This is a genomic window from Streptomyces canus (assembly GCF_030816965.1).
Taxonomy (GTDB): domain Bacteria; phylum Actinomycetota; class Actinomycetes; order Streptomycetales; family Streptomycetaceae; genus Streptomyces; species Streptomyces canus_E.
This window is the reverse complement of sequence record NZ_JAUSYQ010000002.1, coordinates 2,941,468-2,957,290: the sequence shown is the minus strand read 5'-3', so window position 1 is coordinate 2,957,290 and position 15,823 is coordinate 2,941,468. Positions and strand designations below refer to the sequence as shown.

Sequence of the window (15,823 nt, the reverse complement as noted above, 5' to 3'; positions counted from 1 at the left end):
GGTCGGTGGCTGTCCGTCAGTGCCTGTGGCCGTGGTCGTGGTCGGCGCTGCCGTCGGTGGGCGGGAAGAACACCACGTGCGGCTCGACGTTCTCGTCCAGGCGGAGGCTGTGCCCGCGGACTGGTCACCCCCGTGCTGCGCGCGGTCGGCGACAAGCCCATCGGCGCGGTCTCCGCAGAAGTGCGCGGCCTCGTCCGGCAGGCCGACGAGGGCTCACTGAGCCAACGCGACCTGGAGGGCGGCTCGATCACCGTCACCAATCTCGGGATGTACGGCGTCGACGAGTTCGCGGCCGTCATCAACCCCCCGCACTCGATGATCCTCGCCGTCGGCGCCGTGCGCCCCACCCCGGTGGTACGCGAGTCGGAGGTGGTCGCCGCCTCGGTCCTGGCCCTGGTGGTCTCCGTCGACCATCGCGCCGTGGACGGTGCGCTCGCGGCGCAGTGGCTGGACGCGCTGGTGGACGCCGTGACCCACCCCTACCGACTGCTCGTCTGACGCGTGGTCTGCGCCAGTGGTTCGGCGTTCGACGCCGGCGGGTCCAGGCGCGTTTTGACTGTACCGATCGGTACGCGTAGGCTCCGCTGAGCATAGATGTTCCGATCGGTACAGTAACGAATGTGTGCAATGGCGGCAGTCAGGTGCGAGGAACGGAGAAGGCGCCATGGAGCTGGCTCCACCGCAGAGGAGCGCAACGCATGGGGTCCGCATGCATGAACCCTCGCTGAGTTTGCGAAGGCCCGGCGACAAGCCCGGCAATGAGGCCCGCAAGTACGGCCTTCATCGATGCGTCCCGGGTGTGGATCTGTGAGGCACCGGATCGAACGCCCCCAGGGGGCACACCCGGCCAGGACTCTGGCCGAAGCCTTGTGGTTCCCCACCATCCTCTTCCTCGGCCTCCTGTTCTGCATGGCCCCGGCTCTGCATGCGCCTCAGCCTCACCATGCGAAGGTCGTAGTCGCTCACAGCGCACTGGACTCCGGTGTCGAGGCAGTCGTGCAGCGACAGCACCCCGGCGGATTCGACGTCACCGATGTGGCCGGCGGCCAAGAAGCCCGCCGAGCAGTACTCGACCGTGATGCCGTGGCGGGCTACGTCCCCGGGCGCACACACGGTGTGCTCTACGTGGCCAAGGCCAACGGAGCCTCACTCGAGCAGGCTCTCATCAAGGACTTCGGCGCAATTGCCGCGCATGACCGCGTGAAGCTGCAGGTCGAGGACGTGGCGCCCACTGTGGCAAAAGACCAGATGGGAACCACCCTGGTCTACTTCGGAGTTGCCTGGAGCATTCCCGGCTACATCCTCGCGACCACGCTGCTGCGAGCGGTGACCTTCAACCGGCGCCGGAAATTGCTGACTGTCGTAGGCCTCTCCGCCCTCCTCAGCTCCGTGGGCTTCCTGGCCGGGGTGGGGCTGGACTACCTTCCCGACGACCCCTCGGCCATGGTGGTCGCCTTCTTGCTCACCACGGCGGTGGCCACCTTCTCCTCCGGTGTCGCACCCTTCACCAAGCAGTTCTTCCCCGCAGTGGGCATGGGCCTGTTCATCGTGCTCAGCGTTCCCAGCAGCGGTGTCGCACCCGTCGCGATGCTACCGACGTTCTTCCAGTACCTGCACGACGTCATGCCGCTGGGGAACGCGGTGGACGCTCTGCGCGGATTCCTGTACTTCGACGGTGCCGGGGTGCTCAGGCCGATCCTCGTGCTCTGTGCATGGATCACGGTAGGCCTGGCTCTGTCGGGCCTCGATGCCTGGCGGCATCACCGCCAGATTGCGCGACAGGGCTTGGACACCGAGGAAGATGTCGAGGAGCCACCGGTCGAGGACCCCTCCGTGGAGACGCCCACGCCCACTGCGCTCCCGGTCCACCATCATCACCACTTCGGCGAGTCGGTGCCCATGCTTTTCGGCACCGTCCGCAACGCCCAGCAGCGACCCGTGCGCCATGCCGCGGTAACGGTCATCGACACTCGCGGTCGGCAGTTGGTTCGGACCACGACAAACGCGGAGGGGGAGTACGCCGTGACCGGGCTGCCAGAGGGGTACATCAGCGTTGTGGTCTCGCATTCCGGACAAACACCGGTAGTGCACCAAAAGCTGCTCCAGTCCGGTGCGGCCGTGCAAGCCGACTTCGTTCTACGCGGTCGACTCGGCGGCACTCCGTTCGGCAGCGCATTCGACGAGGCTGACACAGCGACGCGTCGTGGGTGACTCAGCAAGTCAAGCTGTGACCCAGACGTTGACATGACGGGAGCACAGGACGCCGAGGGCGCCCTTCGCTCACTGAACTGACCCACAAGCTCAGGAGCGAGGGGGCCCGCGATCGTCCCAGGAGCTGTTGGAGGCGGACCGGGGCCGGTTGCCGCAGCGGGACATGGAGCGCCAACGGCGGTTGTGGACGAGGAGAGCGGTCCAGGAAGCACAGGGCGCACATGTCCGCGCCGCAGAGGCGTGCACACCGGATCCCGGCGGCTCGGTCGACCGTCTCGCACAGTCGTGGCCCGACGCCAGGACAGCGGCAGCAGCGGGCCTCCGCAAGATTGGTCACGGGAAGCACGTCCTTGCCGACGCATGGAAAAACAAGCCCGCCGTGACGAGCCCAACAGCCCCTTAACCACGCGGCGTTGGGCCCAGTCGCATAGCTGGTGTCCAGGATTCCAGGTCACTGCCCGTGTGGTGCAGTCAGGGCTTTGCGGGTCGACTCCAGGATTTTCTCCGACAGTTCAGTGCCCGCCGTGGCCCGTGCGAGCAGGATCGCCCCGACCAGAGTGGCCACCATGGGAAGGCCGTCGTTGGCGTCGGTGGACATCCAGGTGGCGAATTCCTCGACTCCGGCAGCGTATGTTTCGCGCACCTCTTCAGCTGTGCGCTCGCGAGCCATGTCCCCTGCGAATCCCGCGGTGGGGCAACCGGTGCCGGGCTGGTCTCGGTGCTCGGCCGAAAGGTAGTAGTCGACCAGGGCGCCGCGCGCGGTGTCGTGATCGCCGTGGGCCTTGTCGAACTCGGCCAGGAGGAGGTCAAGGTCCCCGAAAGCGGCTTGAGCCGCCTCGGCGATCAGGGCCTCCTTGGAGGGAAACTGCTTGTAGAAGCCGCCCGTGGTCAGCCCGATGGACTTCATCAGATCGGCGACGCTGATGCCGTTCACGCCGCGCTCCCGGAAGAGCTGGGAGGCCGCGGCGACCGCGCGCCTGCGGTTCTCGAGCGCTTGAGCCTGCGAAACGCGACTCATCAGTCACCTGCCCCTGTTAGATAGTGAAGCGCATCTATCATATGTGAAGCGTCGGGGGTCGGTCGCAGTGCCCTCTTTCTCGCAGCTCTATCTCGCTGCCGCAGGACGAGAAGCTTGTGGGCCCGCATCGGGGCGTCGATGCCCAGTCTCGTGGAACCCGCGCACGGTGCGTGACGGAGCCTGTTCGAGCCCTTCGGCGGCAGTCCCCGCGGCTGAGCGTCTGAGTCACGCAAGGCGGCTCGCGAGGTGCTCCGCGTCCGCCGAGGTGTCGTTCGCCGTACCCGCGCATGCGGCGTGAGGGGGATACCCGAAACCGTCCGAGGTGACCGTGCACCCGATGTGTCTCCATCCGTACCTGATCGACCGCCGAGCCTTAAGCCTGGCATGCGCGTCGAGCAGCCTCAGGCGCCGAGGGCGGTGACCGCGGGCATCGGGAGGGCCGTTGACTGGACGGCATTAGATACCTATCGTAATCTAAAGCGGGTCAGACGCTTGGACCCCTGCTCAGACCCTTGGGCCCCTACTCACACGCCACGAGAAACGAGATCCACCCATGACCACGCAGAACAAGACCGCCGTCGTCACGGGCGCTTCCGCCGGCCTGGGCACCGCCTACGCGCAGCGGCTTGCCGACCGGGGCTATGACCTGATCCTGGTGGCCCGCAACGCTGCGCGGCTGGAAACGCTGGCGTCGGACATCCGCAGCCGCACGGGCCGCGCGGTGGACATCATCACCGCCGACCTCACCGATGCGGCGCAGATCTCGGTGGTCGAGGAGCGTCTGCGGACCGACGAGAGCATCGCGGTACTGATCAACAACGCCGGCGGGGCGCTGTTCTCCCCGCTGGCAACCTCCGACGCGGCGGTCTCCGAGGCACTGATCAACCTCAACGTGACCTCGCTGACCAGGCTGACCACCGCGGTCCTGCCGGGCCTGCTGGCCCGCGGCCACGGCACCGTGGTGAACATTTCCTCCGCCCTGGCTCTCAACTTCCTGCCCGGCGGCGCCGTCTACAGCGGCACCAAGAGCTACGTGCTGACGTTCACCCAGGCTCTGCAGCAGGAACTCGCCGAGAGCCCCGTCACGGTGCAGGCCGTGCTGCCGTGCGCTGTCCGCACGGAGCTCTGGGACGGCTCCGGCATCGAACTCGCGGCACTTCCCGACGAGTCGGTCATGAGCGTGGACGACGCCGTCGACGCGGCGCTCGCCGGCCTCGACGCCGGGGAGCCCGTCACCATCCCGTCACTGCCCCGGATCAGCGACTGGGAGGCGTTCGAGAAGGCCCGTCAGGCGCTCGTCCCGAACCTGTCGCAGCGGGTCCCGGCTGATCGATACCGCGGCTGAAGACCGCACCGGCTCAGGTGCGGAAGTCCTCCCTTTGTGACAACCCTTTGTGACAACGGAACGGTCGCCACTGCACACGACCGATACGTCCTCCGGCGCGGAGAGAAGACCGACGCGCTCACCATCCTCCCCCAGTCCTGACAGCCGCGACCCACCACCGCGATGGCGGCGGTCATGTTTGCGCGGCAAGCCCGACCGCACCGCCATCTCCCTCCACGCAGTCCGGCCGCCTCGGTGCAGGTCACCGGGCCCATCCCGCCGGTCACCGCGTAGGCGCTCCTGCGGGGCAGCCCACCACCCCGCAGCTGTCTCACCCTTTTACTTGAGGAAACCTCCATGCTGAACGCCCTGTGGAACCCGATCGTCGCCGGGGAGATCGCCCTGCCGCACCGCCTGGCGATGGCCCCCCTGACGCGGAACCGGTCCACCCCGGACGGCGTGCCGACCGAGCTGAACGCCGAGTACTACGCCCAGCGCGCCTCGCACGCCCTCATCATCACCGAGGGCACCCAGCCCTCCGCCGACGGCCAGGGGTACCCGGTGACCCCCGGCATCTACACCGACGAGCACATCGACGGGTGGCGCGAGGTCACCGACGCCGTACACAAGGCCGACGGACGCATCGTCATCCAGCTCATGCACGCCGGCCGCATCGCCCACCCCGACAACACCCCCCACCACCGGCAGCCGGTCGCTCCCTCTCCGGTCCAGCCGACGGGTGAGATGTTCACCGCGTCGGGGCTCCAGGAGATGCCGGTACCGCGCGAACTGTCCACCGAGGAGGTCGCCGCGACGGTCGACGACTTCCGGCGCGCCGCTGCGGCCGCCATCGCGGCCGGCGCCGACGGCGTCGAGATCCACGGCGCCAACGGCTACCTCCTGCACCAGTTCCTCTCCACCAACACCAACCAGCGCACCGACCAGTACGGCGGCTCCCTCGAGAACCGCATCCGTTTCGCCGTCGAGGTCGCCACCGCCGTGGCCGACGAGATAGGCGCCGCCCGCACCGGCATCCGGATCTCTCCCGGCAACCCGTTCAACGACATCGCCGAGAGCGACACCCACGAGCTGTACCCCGCACTCCTGCGCGCCCTCGCCCCGCTCGACCTCGCCTACCTGCACATCGCCCACGGCGGTGACGACGAACTTCTGCACACCCTGCGCAAGTTGTGGCCGACCACGCTGGTCCTCAACCGGGCCGGTACCGACATCGCCACCCGCGCGAAGGACGTCGAAGACGGACTGGCCGACGTCGTCACCGTCGGCACCATGGCGCTCGCCAACCCCGACCTGGTCGCGCGCGTACGCGCCGGCGTGCCGCTGAACACCCCCGACCCCGCCACCTTCTACGGCGGCGACCCAACCGGCTACACCGACTACCCCACCCACACTGCCCACACCGCTTGACAAACCCCGGCGACACTGGTCCTGGCGGGCCGGTACGCCCAGCTGGGCCCATGGAGGTACCACGTGTCTGAGCACCCCGCAGTCGAACTGAGCCCGGAAGCGATCCAATTCGCGGAATGGCTGGCCACAGGGGCGAATCCCCCGTCCGAGTTGGACGCGGCGCGCATCCAGGCGGAGCAGGTCCATCTCGCGGCCCGGGAGCCGGAAGGCGTCACCTATCGGGAGGTGGACGCGGGTGGCGTGCTGGGAATCTGGTGCGAACCCGTCGACGCCAACACCGACTACGTCCTCCTGCACAGTCACGCCGGGGGCTCCGTTCTGGCGTCAGCACACGTCGACCGGAAGCTCGCCGGGCATATCGCCAAGGCCGCCGGGGCCCCCGTACTGGTCCTGGACTTCCGGCGCGCGCCGGAACACAAGTACCCGGCTCAGGTGGACGACGCGGAGGCGGCCTTCAACTGGCTGCTGTCGGAAGGGTATGAGCCGGGGAACATCATCACGATCGGCCACTCGATCGGCGGGTTCATCGCGGTCGCCCTGGCGCTTCGCCTCCGCGACAAGAAGCAGCCGCTGCCCGGTGCCATCGTGTCGATTTCCCCCTGGTGCGACCTCGAGATGGCCAACGCGACCATCGCGACCAACGCCGGGACCGACAAGATACTCAGCAAGGGTCTGCTGGAGTTCTTCCGGGAGTCCTGGGTCGGCGGCACGGGCATCGAGTTCACGGACCCCCGAGTCAATCTGAACCGGGCGGACCTGAGCGGTCTGCCCCCGACCCTCGTCTCCTGGGGGACGTACGAGGTGCTGGCCGGCGAGGACGAGGAGTTCGCCGCCCGCGTCAAGGACGCCGGAATCGACACCACGACCGTTGTGGTCCCCGGAGGCCAGCACTCCTACGTCTACGGTGCCGGCCGGATTCCGGAGACCGACGCCGCCATCGCACAGATCGGCGCGTGGGTCCGGGAGAAGACGAAGATCTGACCGCGCCCTCGGCAGCCGCAAGATCCGCGCGCCTGCCGGATCGGGACGGTGGACGGGCGCTGACATGGCCTGCGCCGGCGCGCAGGTCCGCGACGCGCACGACCTCGTCCCGGTCCAGCAGGCGAGGCCGGGACGCGGACCACGACCACGGCTTGGCCGGGGCGGCGGTCGTGCCGCTGAACGTGCTGCTGAAGGCCCGCGAGGTCGCGTACCACCTCACCGACTCCGACGCGAAGGCGTACTTCGCGTTCGAGGGCTCGGCGGAGCCGAACTGGTCGCAAGGGCGGGGGCTGTCGGCTGCCTCGCGCCCGGTGGGCATGGCGGGGAGAAAGACGGCCGGTCAGCCGATCAGATGCAGCCCGTCCCCGAAGTCGATGCGCGCGAGATCCGCGCGCGAGACGATACCGAGCTTGGGGAACACGTTGGCCAGGTGATGACCCACCGTGCGGGGACTGATCAGCAGCTGTGCCCCGATCTCCCGGTTGGTGAGCCCCTGCCCGGCCAGCCGTGCGACCCTCAACTCCTGCGGGGTGAGGACGGCCCCGGTGTCCCGGGCCGGTGCGGAGTCGCGGCGCAGGTGCTGCCTTGTCAGCTCCTGTTCGGCCCGGGTGCGGTCAAGCAGGGGCGTCGCGTCCAGTCGCCGGAAGGTTTCCGCCGCTTCGGCGAGTTGGATCCGGGCGTCGGTACGGCGGCGGGCCCGCCGCAGCCACTCGCCGTACAGCAGGCGCGTGCGGGCGTAGTTGAAGGGCCGCGACCGGGCTCCGGGAACATCCAGCGCAAGCCGGAACTGCTTCTCCGCGTCCGCTCCGGAGGCCAGCAGGGCATGGACAAGGTGCGTCGCGGAGATCGCCCACGCCGCCCCGGTCCGCTCGGCCCACCGCCGCAGCCGCCGCGCCTGTTCCTCGGCCCTCGCTCGCTGTCCTGCCTGGACCGCGGCCTCGGCGGTGTCGGGCGCGGCGAGCACGGCGACGGTGGGGTGTGCCGCCTCGTGCCCCTGCTCGGTCAGCCGGACCAGGCGGTCCAGCGCCTCCTCGGCCCGGCCGGCGAAGAGCGCCGACATGCCGAGGTTCCACTCCGCGCAAGCGCTGAAGACGCGCACCCCACGCGGCACCCACACCTCGTTGCTCCGGGCGGCGAAGTCCGCGACGGTCTGCTCGTCGCCTCGCACGGCTGCCAGCCATCCGAGACCGGCGCGGCACTGCTCCGCCAAGTGGTCGTCACCGATCCCCTCGGCCACTTGGAACCCCTTAAGGGCGTTCGCCGTGGCCGAGGTCCAGGAGCCTTGCGCGATGTCCAGCGCCACGGTCTGGGCCAGCGCCTGGGTCAGGGCGGTCATCTGGTCCGTGTGCCGCAGCGTGTCGGTCTCGCGGCGGAGCGCCTCCTGAAGGGCGGAGTCGATGCCCCAGGCCACCGCCATCGGTGACGGTGGCATCAGGAGCCAGGAACTGCCGCTGAGCTCGGTGAGGATGTCAGCGCCGGGGGCCACGATCTGGTCGCGGTCATCGGCGCCGCCGCCCCCTTCCTCCGTCCACCATTCGCGCAGCAACGGCAGCAGATCGGCGTTCGGGAAGTTCCCTTGCGGGAGCCGCCGTTCGAGCCGCTGGAGCGTCTCGCGCTGCAGTTCGCCATGATTGGCCGCCCACGCCGCCCGTAGCGCCATGCTGCCGAGTCTGAACGCCTGCCCGGCATCGGTCACCCGCTCCATGTCCCGGGTCAGTTGACGGCAGGCGGTTTCCACATCGCCGTGCGCGAACTCGATCAGCCCGCGCAACCCCTCGCTGAGATCCGCGACCGTGGAGGGGGAGGAAAACCCTTCGGCCCGCTCCAGCATGCCCAGTGCCACGTCGACGTGGCCGGCCTCCCAGGCCGCCCTCGCTCCGTGCGCCAGCCGTCTGGCCGCGCCGTTCGTCGAGGGGGACAGCTTCGCCGCACGCCCCAGGGCACGGGCCGCCGTGGCAGAGCCGCCGCGGGCCCAGGAGCGGTGGGCCGACTCCTCAAGGAGCCGGGCCACCTCCTCGTCGGGTCCGCCCGCGGCTTCCACAGCCGATGCGAGGTGCCAGGGGCGCAGCTCGTCGGCGTTCTCGCCGGTCAGGACGGACGCGAGCGCGCGATGAACCGTCTGCCGGTCCGCGGCCTGCGCCTCCTCGTAGACCACCGCAGCCATCAGCTGTCACCGCCTTCCTTGACCACCCGGATGCGAACGGGTGCGACCTCGCCAAGACCGCGGCCAACCTGCACCGAGGCCGCCATCGACGAGCGCGGCGGGTCATGCGACGACCGGCCGTCCCGGTACCCGCCGCGTCGCCCACTCGTGGTCTTTCCCGTACCGCGCCCCACGTTTCCCCGCCTCTCCGGGATTGCCGGACCTGACCCCTTGCCATCGACCGACGGTCAGCATATGGTCGTACGAACGTAAGACATACGGACGTAATACAAACCAGGGAGTACGTGATGGCGACAACTCGACCGGTGGCACTCGTGACGGGGGCCACATCAGGGATCGGCAAGGAGGCGGCCCGCGCCTTCGTAGCGGCGGGTTTCGAGGTGATCGGAACCGGCCGCACGACCTCCGGGCTCACCCCGCCCGCCGGTGTGACCTATCTCGATCTCGACGTGGCCAGTGACGACTCGGCCACCGCCGCGGTCGCCCAGGTGATCGACCGGTTCGGACGCATCGACGTCCTGGTCAACAACGCGGGCATCGGCTCGGCGGGCGCCGTCGAGGAGAACTCCGTCAGCCAGGCCCGGAGCGTCCTGAACGTCAACGTCCTCGGCGTCATCCGTATGACGAAGGCCGTCCTGCCACACATGCGCGCCCGGGGCGGCGGACGCGTCATCAACATCTCGTCGGTCCTCGGGGTCGCCCCCCAGCCCTTCATGTCCCTCTACGTCGCGTCGAAGCACGCCGTCGAGGGCTTCTCCGAGTCGCTGGACCACGAGGTCCGCGAGTTCGGCGTCCGGGTCCTCCTCGTCCAGCCCGCCTACACCAAGACCAGCTTCGACACCAACGCCGCGCAGCCCGACACCCCGCTGCCTCTGTACGCGGAGCGGCGGCGTGTCTTCGACGAGGTGATCGCGGATGCGATGAGGGACGGCGACGACCCCGCCGTCGTCGCCAAAACGATCGTCACCGCGGCCACCGACAAGAAGCCGAAGTTGCGCTACACCGCCGGACCGCTGGCCTCACGCGTCACCAAGGCGCGCCGCCTCGTCCCCGCCGGAACGTTCGACAAGCAGATCCGCAAGAACAACCGGCTGCCCGGCTGACAACCAGGTCCGGCTCCGCCCGTATGTCTCCGACAACCCGGCATAACGGACATCCCTGATGTCGGCGGAAGTACATCGATCACCACTCGTTGATTCGCCAAGGAGAGTCATCCAGCAACGTCAGCCCACGGCCCGGCCCAGTGCATCCAGTGCAAGGCGCTTTCTGAAGAAGAAGGTCGGGATCACGCTGGCGGTCACCGCGACGGCGGCCGTCCTGGGGTCGGCGACGTCCGCGTCCGCATGGACGGGACACTCGTACAGCGGAGCCGCTGTCACCGACGTGCGGACCGCGGCGACGTTCTACTTCGCCGCCGGTGAGATCCCCGAGAACATCACCGCCAACCCCGACGGCTCGGTGACCCTGTCCATGCTCGGCAGCTGCGCGGTGTGCGAGCGCACCCACGGTCCGGAACTGATGCGTATAGGCGCGTCCGGACAGCGCACCGTGCTCGCCACCGGGCAGGTGGGTGAGGCGATCAGCGGCAACGCCCGTGGCGCTGACGGCACCGTCTACTACGCGCTGTGGGCCCCGGGCAACGCGGACCGCAACGGCGTGTACAAGCTGCTTGCGGACGGTGCCTCTCAGCGCGTCGCCGCTCTGCCCGCCGACTCGGGCCCCAACGGGCTGGCCGTCGACTCGGCCGGACGCACCCTCTACATCGCGGACAGCCTGAAGGGCACCATCTGGTCCGTTCCGGTCTCGGGCGGATCGGTGACCCCGTGGTTGACCGACGCCGCTCTCGCGCCGGTGCCGACCGAAGCCCTGCCGATCGGCGCCAACGGGCTCAGGTTCCACAACGGCGCCCTGTGGATCAGCAACTTCAACAAGGGAACACTGCTGCGGGTACCGGTCACCGCCACCGGCAAGGCCGGCCCCATCCGTGTCGTCGCGGGCGGCCTGCCCAACATCGACGACCTCAGCTTCCTGACCCCCTGGTCCGATGTGGTGTTCGCGGCGCAGAACGGCTCCTCCTCGCAGAACGGTCCGGACAGGGTCGTGGTGATCTACCCGGACGGCACCGAAAAGGCCGTTCTGACCAGTGCGGACGGTCTCGCCTCGCCCTCCGCGACCGCCGTCCTCGGCGACCGGCTGTACATCACCGACGGCGGGGTCCCCGAGCCCCACGACCCGAAACTGCAGACCGCCAGGATCAACTTCCCCGCTCTCCTTGCAGGCGCGGCACACTGACCTGACCAGCGCGGCAGCCGGGGCGCGAGCCCCCGGCTCCGATGGAGGAACGCACAGTGCGGTACACGAAGGAACACAAGCAGGAGACAAGGCGGCGGATCATTACGACCGCAGGCCGCCGGCTGAAGCGTGACGGCATCGACGGCTCCGGAGTCGCGACGCTCATAAAGGACGCGGGCCTGACCCACGGCACCTTCTACGCCTACTTCGCCTCCAAGGACGAACTCGTCGCCACGGCGGTCGCCGACCAGATGCGCGCACAGCACGAGAGCATCGTCGCGCAGGAGGCGCCCGGCCGGGCCGGACTCGAGCAGATCGTGCGCTGGTACTTCTCCCCCGAGCAGCGCGACAGCATCGAGGACGGCTGTCCCAACGCCGCCCTGCTCGACGAGATCGGACGCTCCACGGATCCCACCAGGCAGGCGTACACCGACGGCGCGCTGACTCTCATCGACGGCTTCGCGGCCCGCCTGGCACCCCACGACCCGCCGTCAGCGCGTCTGAAAGCACTTGGCCTCCTCGGCATGATGGCCGGGACGCTGCAGCTCTCCCGGGCCCTGACCGATCGGCAACTCGCCGACGAACTCCTCGAACAGGGCATCCGCAACGCCCTCGCACTGGTGGATGCCGAGCAGCAGAACTGATCGTCCGGTGCCGTTGCAGTGACCGGAGCAGTACACGGCAGTTGCCACAGATCGTCGACGGCACCGGATCATCACCCTCCCGGCAGTACCGCCGGCCCACCGCTCCCAGATCGTCGACGGGGAGACCCTGCCGACCGACCGGTGGCTGCGATCGCCGCCGGCTCGGCATCGACAGGATCACCTCGCCCACCCCCCCAACATTGCCCGGGACACGAGGCAGTCGCACGACCGCGGCTCATCGCTTGCCGCCCCTGTACTCCAGGACCGATCGGCGGTCCCCTTCCTCCTCAGGAGTTCTCCGTGTTCATCGCCTATGTCGTCCTCGCTGTCGTGGTGTCCCTGGCGTTGGTCTTCTCTTCCGTTCCCGACTTCACCGGCGATCCGAAGGTCACAGACGGGCTCAAGGCGCTCGGGGTGCCCGACAGCTGGTTCCTGCCGCTCGGCCTGGTCAAGATCGCGGGCGCTCTGGGGCTGCTCGCCGGCATCGCCTACCGACCGTTGGGCATCGCGGCGGCGATCGGCGTGGTCCTGTACTTCCTGGGCGCCGTGATCACGCACCTCCGTGGAGGCGACAAGAAGGGAGTCGGCATCCCGGCCGCCATCATGCTCGTTGCCCTGGCGCCGCTGGTACTGGGGTTCGCGACGGTCTGACCATGCGCCACGATCGGGATCAGACCAGCTCAAGACGATGAGGTCGTCGGCCAGCCGGCGGAACAGCCAGGCGTGGTGGACCGAGGCGGGGCCGTGGCGAAGATGCCGAACGGCTCATCGCGTACCTCCCAGCCATGGCAGTAGGGGCAGTACACCAACTCTGTGGCCCAGTGCCCGGCCAGGCCCGGGCCTCTCGGGCAGCACGTTGCGCGGGCGGGTGGCCACCAGCACCCGGGGCGCCGTCACCGTGCCTTGCCTCAAACGATCCGGCCGCCGTACTGACGGCAGGTTCCGTGCGCACGGCGCGACCACCCCGCCGAGCCCGCACACTCAGTGGGCGGGGGTCAGGGCGCCGCGGAAGGTGCGCCGGTAGGCGAGCGGTGAGACGCCGATGACGGCATGCAGGTGTTCGCGGAGCGATGTGCCGCCGGCGAAGCCGACCTGGCCGGCGATTTCGTCGACCGGCAGGTCGGTGGTTTCCAGGAGGTGCCGTGCCCGGTCGACGCGCTGCTGGATCAGCCAGCGTCCCGGGCTCATGCCCACCTCCTCGGTGAAGCGCCGGGCGAAGGTGCGCAGACTCATGTGGGAGTGCTCGGCGAGGTCCGTCAGGGTCATGGGCTCGTGGAGGTGCTCCAGGGCCCACTGGCGGGCGGTGGCCGTTCCGCTGGCCGTGGCCTCGGGCACCGGGTGCTGGATGTACTGTGCCTGTCCTCCCTCGCGCCACGGGGGGACGATGCACCTGCGGGCCACCTGGTTGGCGACTTCGCTGCCGTGGTCCTTGCGGATGATGTGCAGGCAGACGTCGAGCCCGGAGGCGGCACCGGCCGAGGTCAGCACGTCCCCGTCGTCGATGAAAAGGACGTCGGGATCGAGTGCGACGTGTGGGAAGCGGGCACGGAAGAGGTCGGCGACCATCCAGTGGGTGGTGGCCGGCCGGCCGTCGAGGAGACCGGCGGCGGCGAGGACGAAGGCGCCGGTGCAGATCGATACGAGGCGGGCGCCTGGTGCCACGGACGCGAGCGCCTGGACCATGACTTGGGGCACTTCCGCCGTGACGTCGGTAGTGGTGAAGGGCGGGATGACGACGGTGTCGGCGGTGCGCAGCGCCTCGGGGCCGTGCTCGACGGTGATCGAGAAGTCGGAATTGGTGCGCACCGGTAGGCCGTCGACGCTGCAGGTGAGCACCTCGTAGCGGCCGTCCGCGGCCTCGAAGACCCGGCTGGGGATACCCAGTTCGAAGGGGTACACCCCGTCGACGGCCAGGACGACGACTCGGTGAGGGGATGTCATGGCGTGATCCCGTCGAAAGATAGAATTCATGCCATGCTATCGGACGGTCACGGCAACTTGCTGGGTGAATCACGCGGGCTGCTGACACGGTTCCCGCCGTTTCCCCCTTCCTGCCGTCCACAGCACGCGAGCGGTGGAGTCCCTCGGTCCGGGCAGTCGATGCAATGCGTCGACGAAAAAAACACGTCCTGGCAGGATCCCGTTGAAAGTTGGCATTCATGCCATGGCGCTGGGGAGTGGCAGGCCGCGACGCTGGACGCATGACGAATCCCAGTACCGCGACCATGCGCGCCATCCGCCAAGACACCTACGGCTCCCCGGAGGTACTCAAGGAAGTCGAACTTCCCAGGCCCGAGCCGGGGTTGAGTGAGATCCTGATTGCCGTCCGTGCGGCCGGCGTCAACCCGACCGACTGGTGGAACCGCGCCCAGCCGATGACCGTCAACGGCCTGCCCCTCATCCTGGGCTGGGACGTCTCCGGAGTCGTCGAGGCAGTCGGTACCGGCGTCACCCTGTTCAAGCCGGGCGACGAGGTCTTCGGCATGTTGCCCTATCCCCACGGGGTCGGCTCCCACGCCGAGTACGTGACCGGCCCGGCCCGCGCCTTCGTCCACAAGCCCGCCGGTATCGACCACGTCCAGGCCGGCGCGCTGCCGCTCGCGGCCCTGACCGCCTACCAGGCACTCGTCGAGACGGCCGATGTCCAGCCCGGGCAGCGCGTCTTCATCCACGCGGCCGCCGGCGGAGTCGGCCATCTCGCCGTCCAGATCGCCAAGTCCCGCGGCGCGTACGTCATCGGCACCGCCAGTGCCGCCAAGCACGACTTCCTGCGTTCCCTGGGAGTGGACGAGGCCATCGACTACCACGAGGTCGACTTCACCGAGGCCGTCAAGGACGTCGACGTTGTCCTCGACTCGATCTCCCTGGACACCGGCGCCCGCGCCCGCTCCCTGGCCGTGCTGCGCCCGGGAGGCACCCTCGTCTCGATTCTTCCGGTACCCGTCGACCCCGCCGAGCTGGCCGACATCGCCGAGCGGGGCATCCGCTTCGAGTCCCTCCTCGTCGAGGCCGACCGCGCCGGTATGCAGGCCATCGCCAACTTGGTCGGAACCGGCGCCCTGCGCGCCCACATCGAGGCCACTTTCCCGCTCGCCGAGGCCGCCAGGGCTCACGCCCTGGGCGAGACCGGCCGCACCACCGGCAAGATCGTGCTGACCGTGGAGTAGACATTGACGACATAGATTGCCGTCCAAGCCCTCAGGTCCGTCTCCGACGGATGGCGACACGACCGTCGTCATGGATCGGTGAATTCGCGTTGGACTCAGCGGGTTCAGGCACCAAGCAGACGCCGCCGTCGGAGCCGACGACGAGATGCTCCGCCGGGTTGCGCGGCTTGTCCGAGGGGCTCAGCGCGGGCTCCGACCGTTGAAGACGCAGGAGTGTCCAGCGTGTTCATCGGGGCCTTCTTCGGTGTGCTCGGCGTCGGCCGGGGGCGAGCTCCTCGGCCGAGAACCCGAGCCGGCCATCCCTTTGATCGTGTCCGGCGTGAAGCCACCCGGCCCGCCCACCCCGCGGTTCGCGAAGGTGACTCCTGCCGTGAGGGGCAACGAGTCGTGGGGTCAGGGAATGTGTTGGTGGCTGACCGCGGACGCCATCGGGCGCGGATGATCGTGCTTGCGGGGGAGGGGCTGCTGCCGCGGACGCCCATCAGCGCACGGCATCGGTCGTCCTGCTCACCGCCGGATGCTGCCGACGAAGAACTCGTACGACCTGGCCCGGCGACTGCCGGCCGCCGACCTGGTCGTCTCTCCCGACGCCGG

At 69.1% G+C, this 15,823-nt stretch carries 13 protein-coding genes; 10 read left to right on the top strand and 3 right to left on the bottom strand.

The annotated features are described in order from the left end of the window. The first annotated feature begins 9 nt into the window (after positions 1–9). Both QF027_RS14555 and QF027_RS14550 read left to right on the top strand, forming a co-directional pair. Positions 10–498 (top strand): 2-oxo acid dehydrogenase subunit E2, encoded by a 489-nt coding sequence (locus QF027_RS14555; RefSeq protein ID WP_307082364.1) that lies wholly within the window; start codon positions 10–12, stop codon positions 496–498. A 498-nt stretch (positions 499–996) separates the two neighbouring features. Continuing rightward, positions 997–2,211, top strand: a complete 1,215-nt coding sequence (locus tag QF027_RS14550; protein WP_307074928.1) for a carboxypeptidase regulatory-like domain-containing protein — start codon at positions 997–999, stop codon at positions 2,209–2,211. A 451-nt stretch (positions 2,212–2,662) separates the two neighbouring features. Here QF027_RS14550 and QF027_RS14545 read toward each other — a convergent pair whose 3' ends face one another. After that, a complete protein-coding gene (locus QF027_RS14545; protein WP_307074926.1) occupies positions 2,663–3,229 on the bottom strand; it encodes a TetR/AcrR family transcriptional regulator in 567 nt (188 codons plus the stop codon). Between the two features lie 553 nt (positions 3,230–3,782). On the opposite strand from QF027_RS14545, the gene QF027_RS14540 reads away from it, so the two are divergent. From QF027_RS14540 to QF027_RS14530, 3 genes are all read left to right on the top strand, one after another. After that, positions 3,783–4,574 carry an SDR family NAD(P)-dependent oxidoreductase gene (locus QF027_RS14540; protein WP_307074924.1) on the top strand — a complete coding sequence of 264 codons (792 nt, stop codon included), beginning with the start codon at positions 3,783–3,785 and terminating at the stop codon, positions 4,572–4,574. A gap of 336 nt (positions 4,575–4,910) precedes the next feature. After that, positions 4,911–5,981 carry an alkene reductase gene (locus tag QF027_RS14535; protein WP_307074922.1) on the top strand — a complete coding sequence of 357 codons (1,071 nt, stop codon included), beginning with the start codon at positions 4,911–4,913 and terminating at the stop codon, positions 5,979–5,981. Between the two features lie 63 nt (positions 5,982–6,044). After that, entirely contained in the window at positions 6,045–6,962 is a 918-nt protein-coding gene (locus QF027_RS14530; protein WP_307074920.1) for an alpha/beta hydrolase, read from the top strand. A gap of 340 nt (positions 6,963–7,302) precedes the next feature. Here the strand turns inward: QF027_RS14530 and QF027_RS14525 are convergent, their stop codons facing one another. Next, positions 7,303–9,126 carry a helix-turn-helix transcriptional regulator gene (locus QF027_RS14525; RefSeq protein ID WP_307074918.1) on the bottom strand — a complete coding sequence of 608 codons (1,824 nt, stop codon included), beginning with the start codon at positions 9,124–9,126 and terminating at the stop codon, positions 7,303–7,305. A gap of 287 nt (positions 9,127–9,413) precedes the next feature. Between QF027_RS14525 and QF027_RS14520 the strand changes: the two genes are divergently transcribed. The 4 genes from QF027_RS14520 to QF027_RS14505 all read left to right on the top strand — a co-directional run bounded on the left by QF027_RS14520 (position 9,414) and on the right by QF027_RS14505 (position 12,713). Next, positions 9,414–10,229, top strand: a complete 816-nt coding sequence (locus QF027_RS14520) for an oxidoreductase (protein ID WP_307074916.1) — start codon at positions 9,414–9,416, stop codon at positions 10,227–10,229. A gap of 280 nt (positions 10,230–10,509) precedes the next feature. After that, entirely contained in the window at positions 10,510–11,418 is a 909-nt protein-coding gene (locus tag QF027_RS14515; protein WP_307074914.1) for an SMP-30/gluconolactonase/LRE family protein, read from the top strand. Positions 11,419–11,459: 41 nt separating this feature from the next. Beyond that, complete coding sequence (locus QF027_RS14510) at positions 11,460–12,062, top strand: TetR/AcrR family transcriptional regulator (protein WP_306982264.1); 603 nt, start codon at positions 11,460–11,462, stop codon at positions 12,060–12,062. 300 nt (positions 12,063–12,362) lie between these two features. After that, positions 12,363–12,713 carry a DoxX family protein gene (locus QF027_RS14505; protein ID WP_306982265.1) on the top strand — a complete coding sequence of 117 codons (351 nt, stop codon included), beginning with the start codon at positions 12,363–12,365 and terminating at the stop codon, positions 12,711–12,713. 330 nt (positions 12,714–13,043) lie between these two features. Here the strand turns inward: QF027_RS14505 and QF027_RS14495 are convergent, their stop codons facing one another. Then, complete coding sequence (locus QF027_RS14495) at positions 13,044–14,003, bottom strand: GlxA family transcriptional regulator (RefSeq protein ID WP_306982267.1); 960 nt, start codon at positions 14,001–14,003, stop codon at positions 13,044–13,046. A gap of 284 nt (positions 14,004–14,287) precedes the next feature. Between QF027_RS14495 and QF027_RS14490 the strand changes: the two genes are divergently transcribed. After that, positions 14,288–15,229 carry an NADP-dependent oxidoreductase gene (locus QF027_RS14490; RefSeq protein WP_306986717.1) on the top strand — a complete coding sequence of 314 codons (942 nt, stop codon included), beginning with the start codon at positions 14,288–14,290 and terminating at the stop codon, positions 15,227–15,229. Positions 15,230–15,823 lie beyond the last annotated feature (594 nt).

Excerpts from the sequence above, each read along its gene's own strand:
- QF027_RS14545 (WP_307074926.1), bottom strand. The coding sequence starts at position 3,229 with ATGAGTCGCGTTTCGCAGGCTCAAGCGCTCGAGAACCGCAGGCGCGCG.
- QF027_RS14540 (WP_307074924.1), top strand. The coding sequence starts at position 3,783 with ATGACCACGCAGAACAAGACCGCCGTCGTCACGGGCGCTTCCGCCGGC.
- QF027_RS14535 (WP_307074922.1), top strand. The coding sequence starts at position 4,911 with ATGCTGAACGCCCTGTGGAACCCGATCGTCGCCGGGGAGATCGCCCTG.
- QF027_RS14525 (WP_307074918.1), bottom strand. The coding sequence starts at position 9,126 with ATGGCTGCGGTGGTCTACGAGGAGGCGCAGGCCGCGGACCGGCAGACG.
- QF027_RS14520 (WP_307074916.1), top strand. The coding sequence starts at position 9,414 with ATGGCGACAACTCGACCGGTGGCACTCGTGACGGGGGCCACATCAGGG.
- QF027_RS14510 (WP_306982264.1), top strand. The coding sequence starts at position 11,460 with ATGGAGGAACGCACAGTGCGGTACACGAAGGAACACAAGCAGGAGACA.
- QF027_RS14495 (WP_306982267.1), bottom strand. The coding sequence starts at position 14,003 with ATGACATCCCCTCACCGAGTCGTCGTCCTGGCCGTCGACGGGGTGTAC.
- QF027_RS14490 (WP_306986717.1), top strand. The coding sequence starts at position 14,288 with ATGCGCGCCATCCGCCAAGACACCTACGGCTCCCCGGAGGTACTCAAG.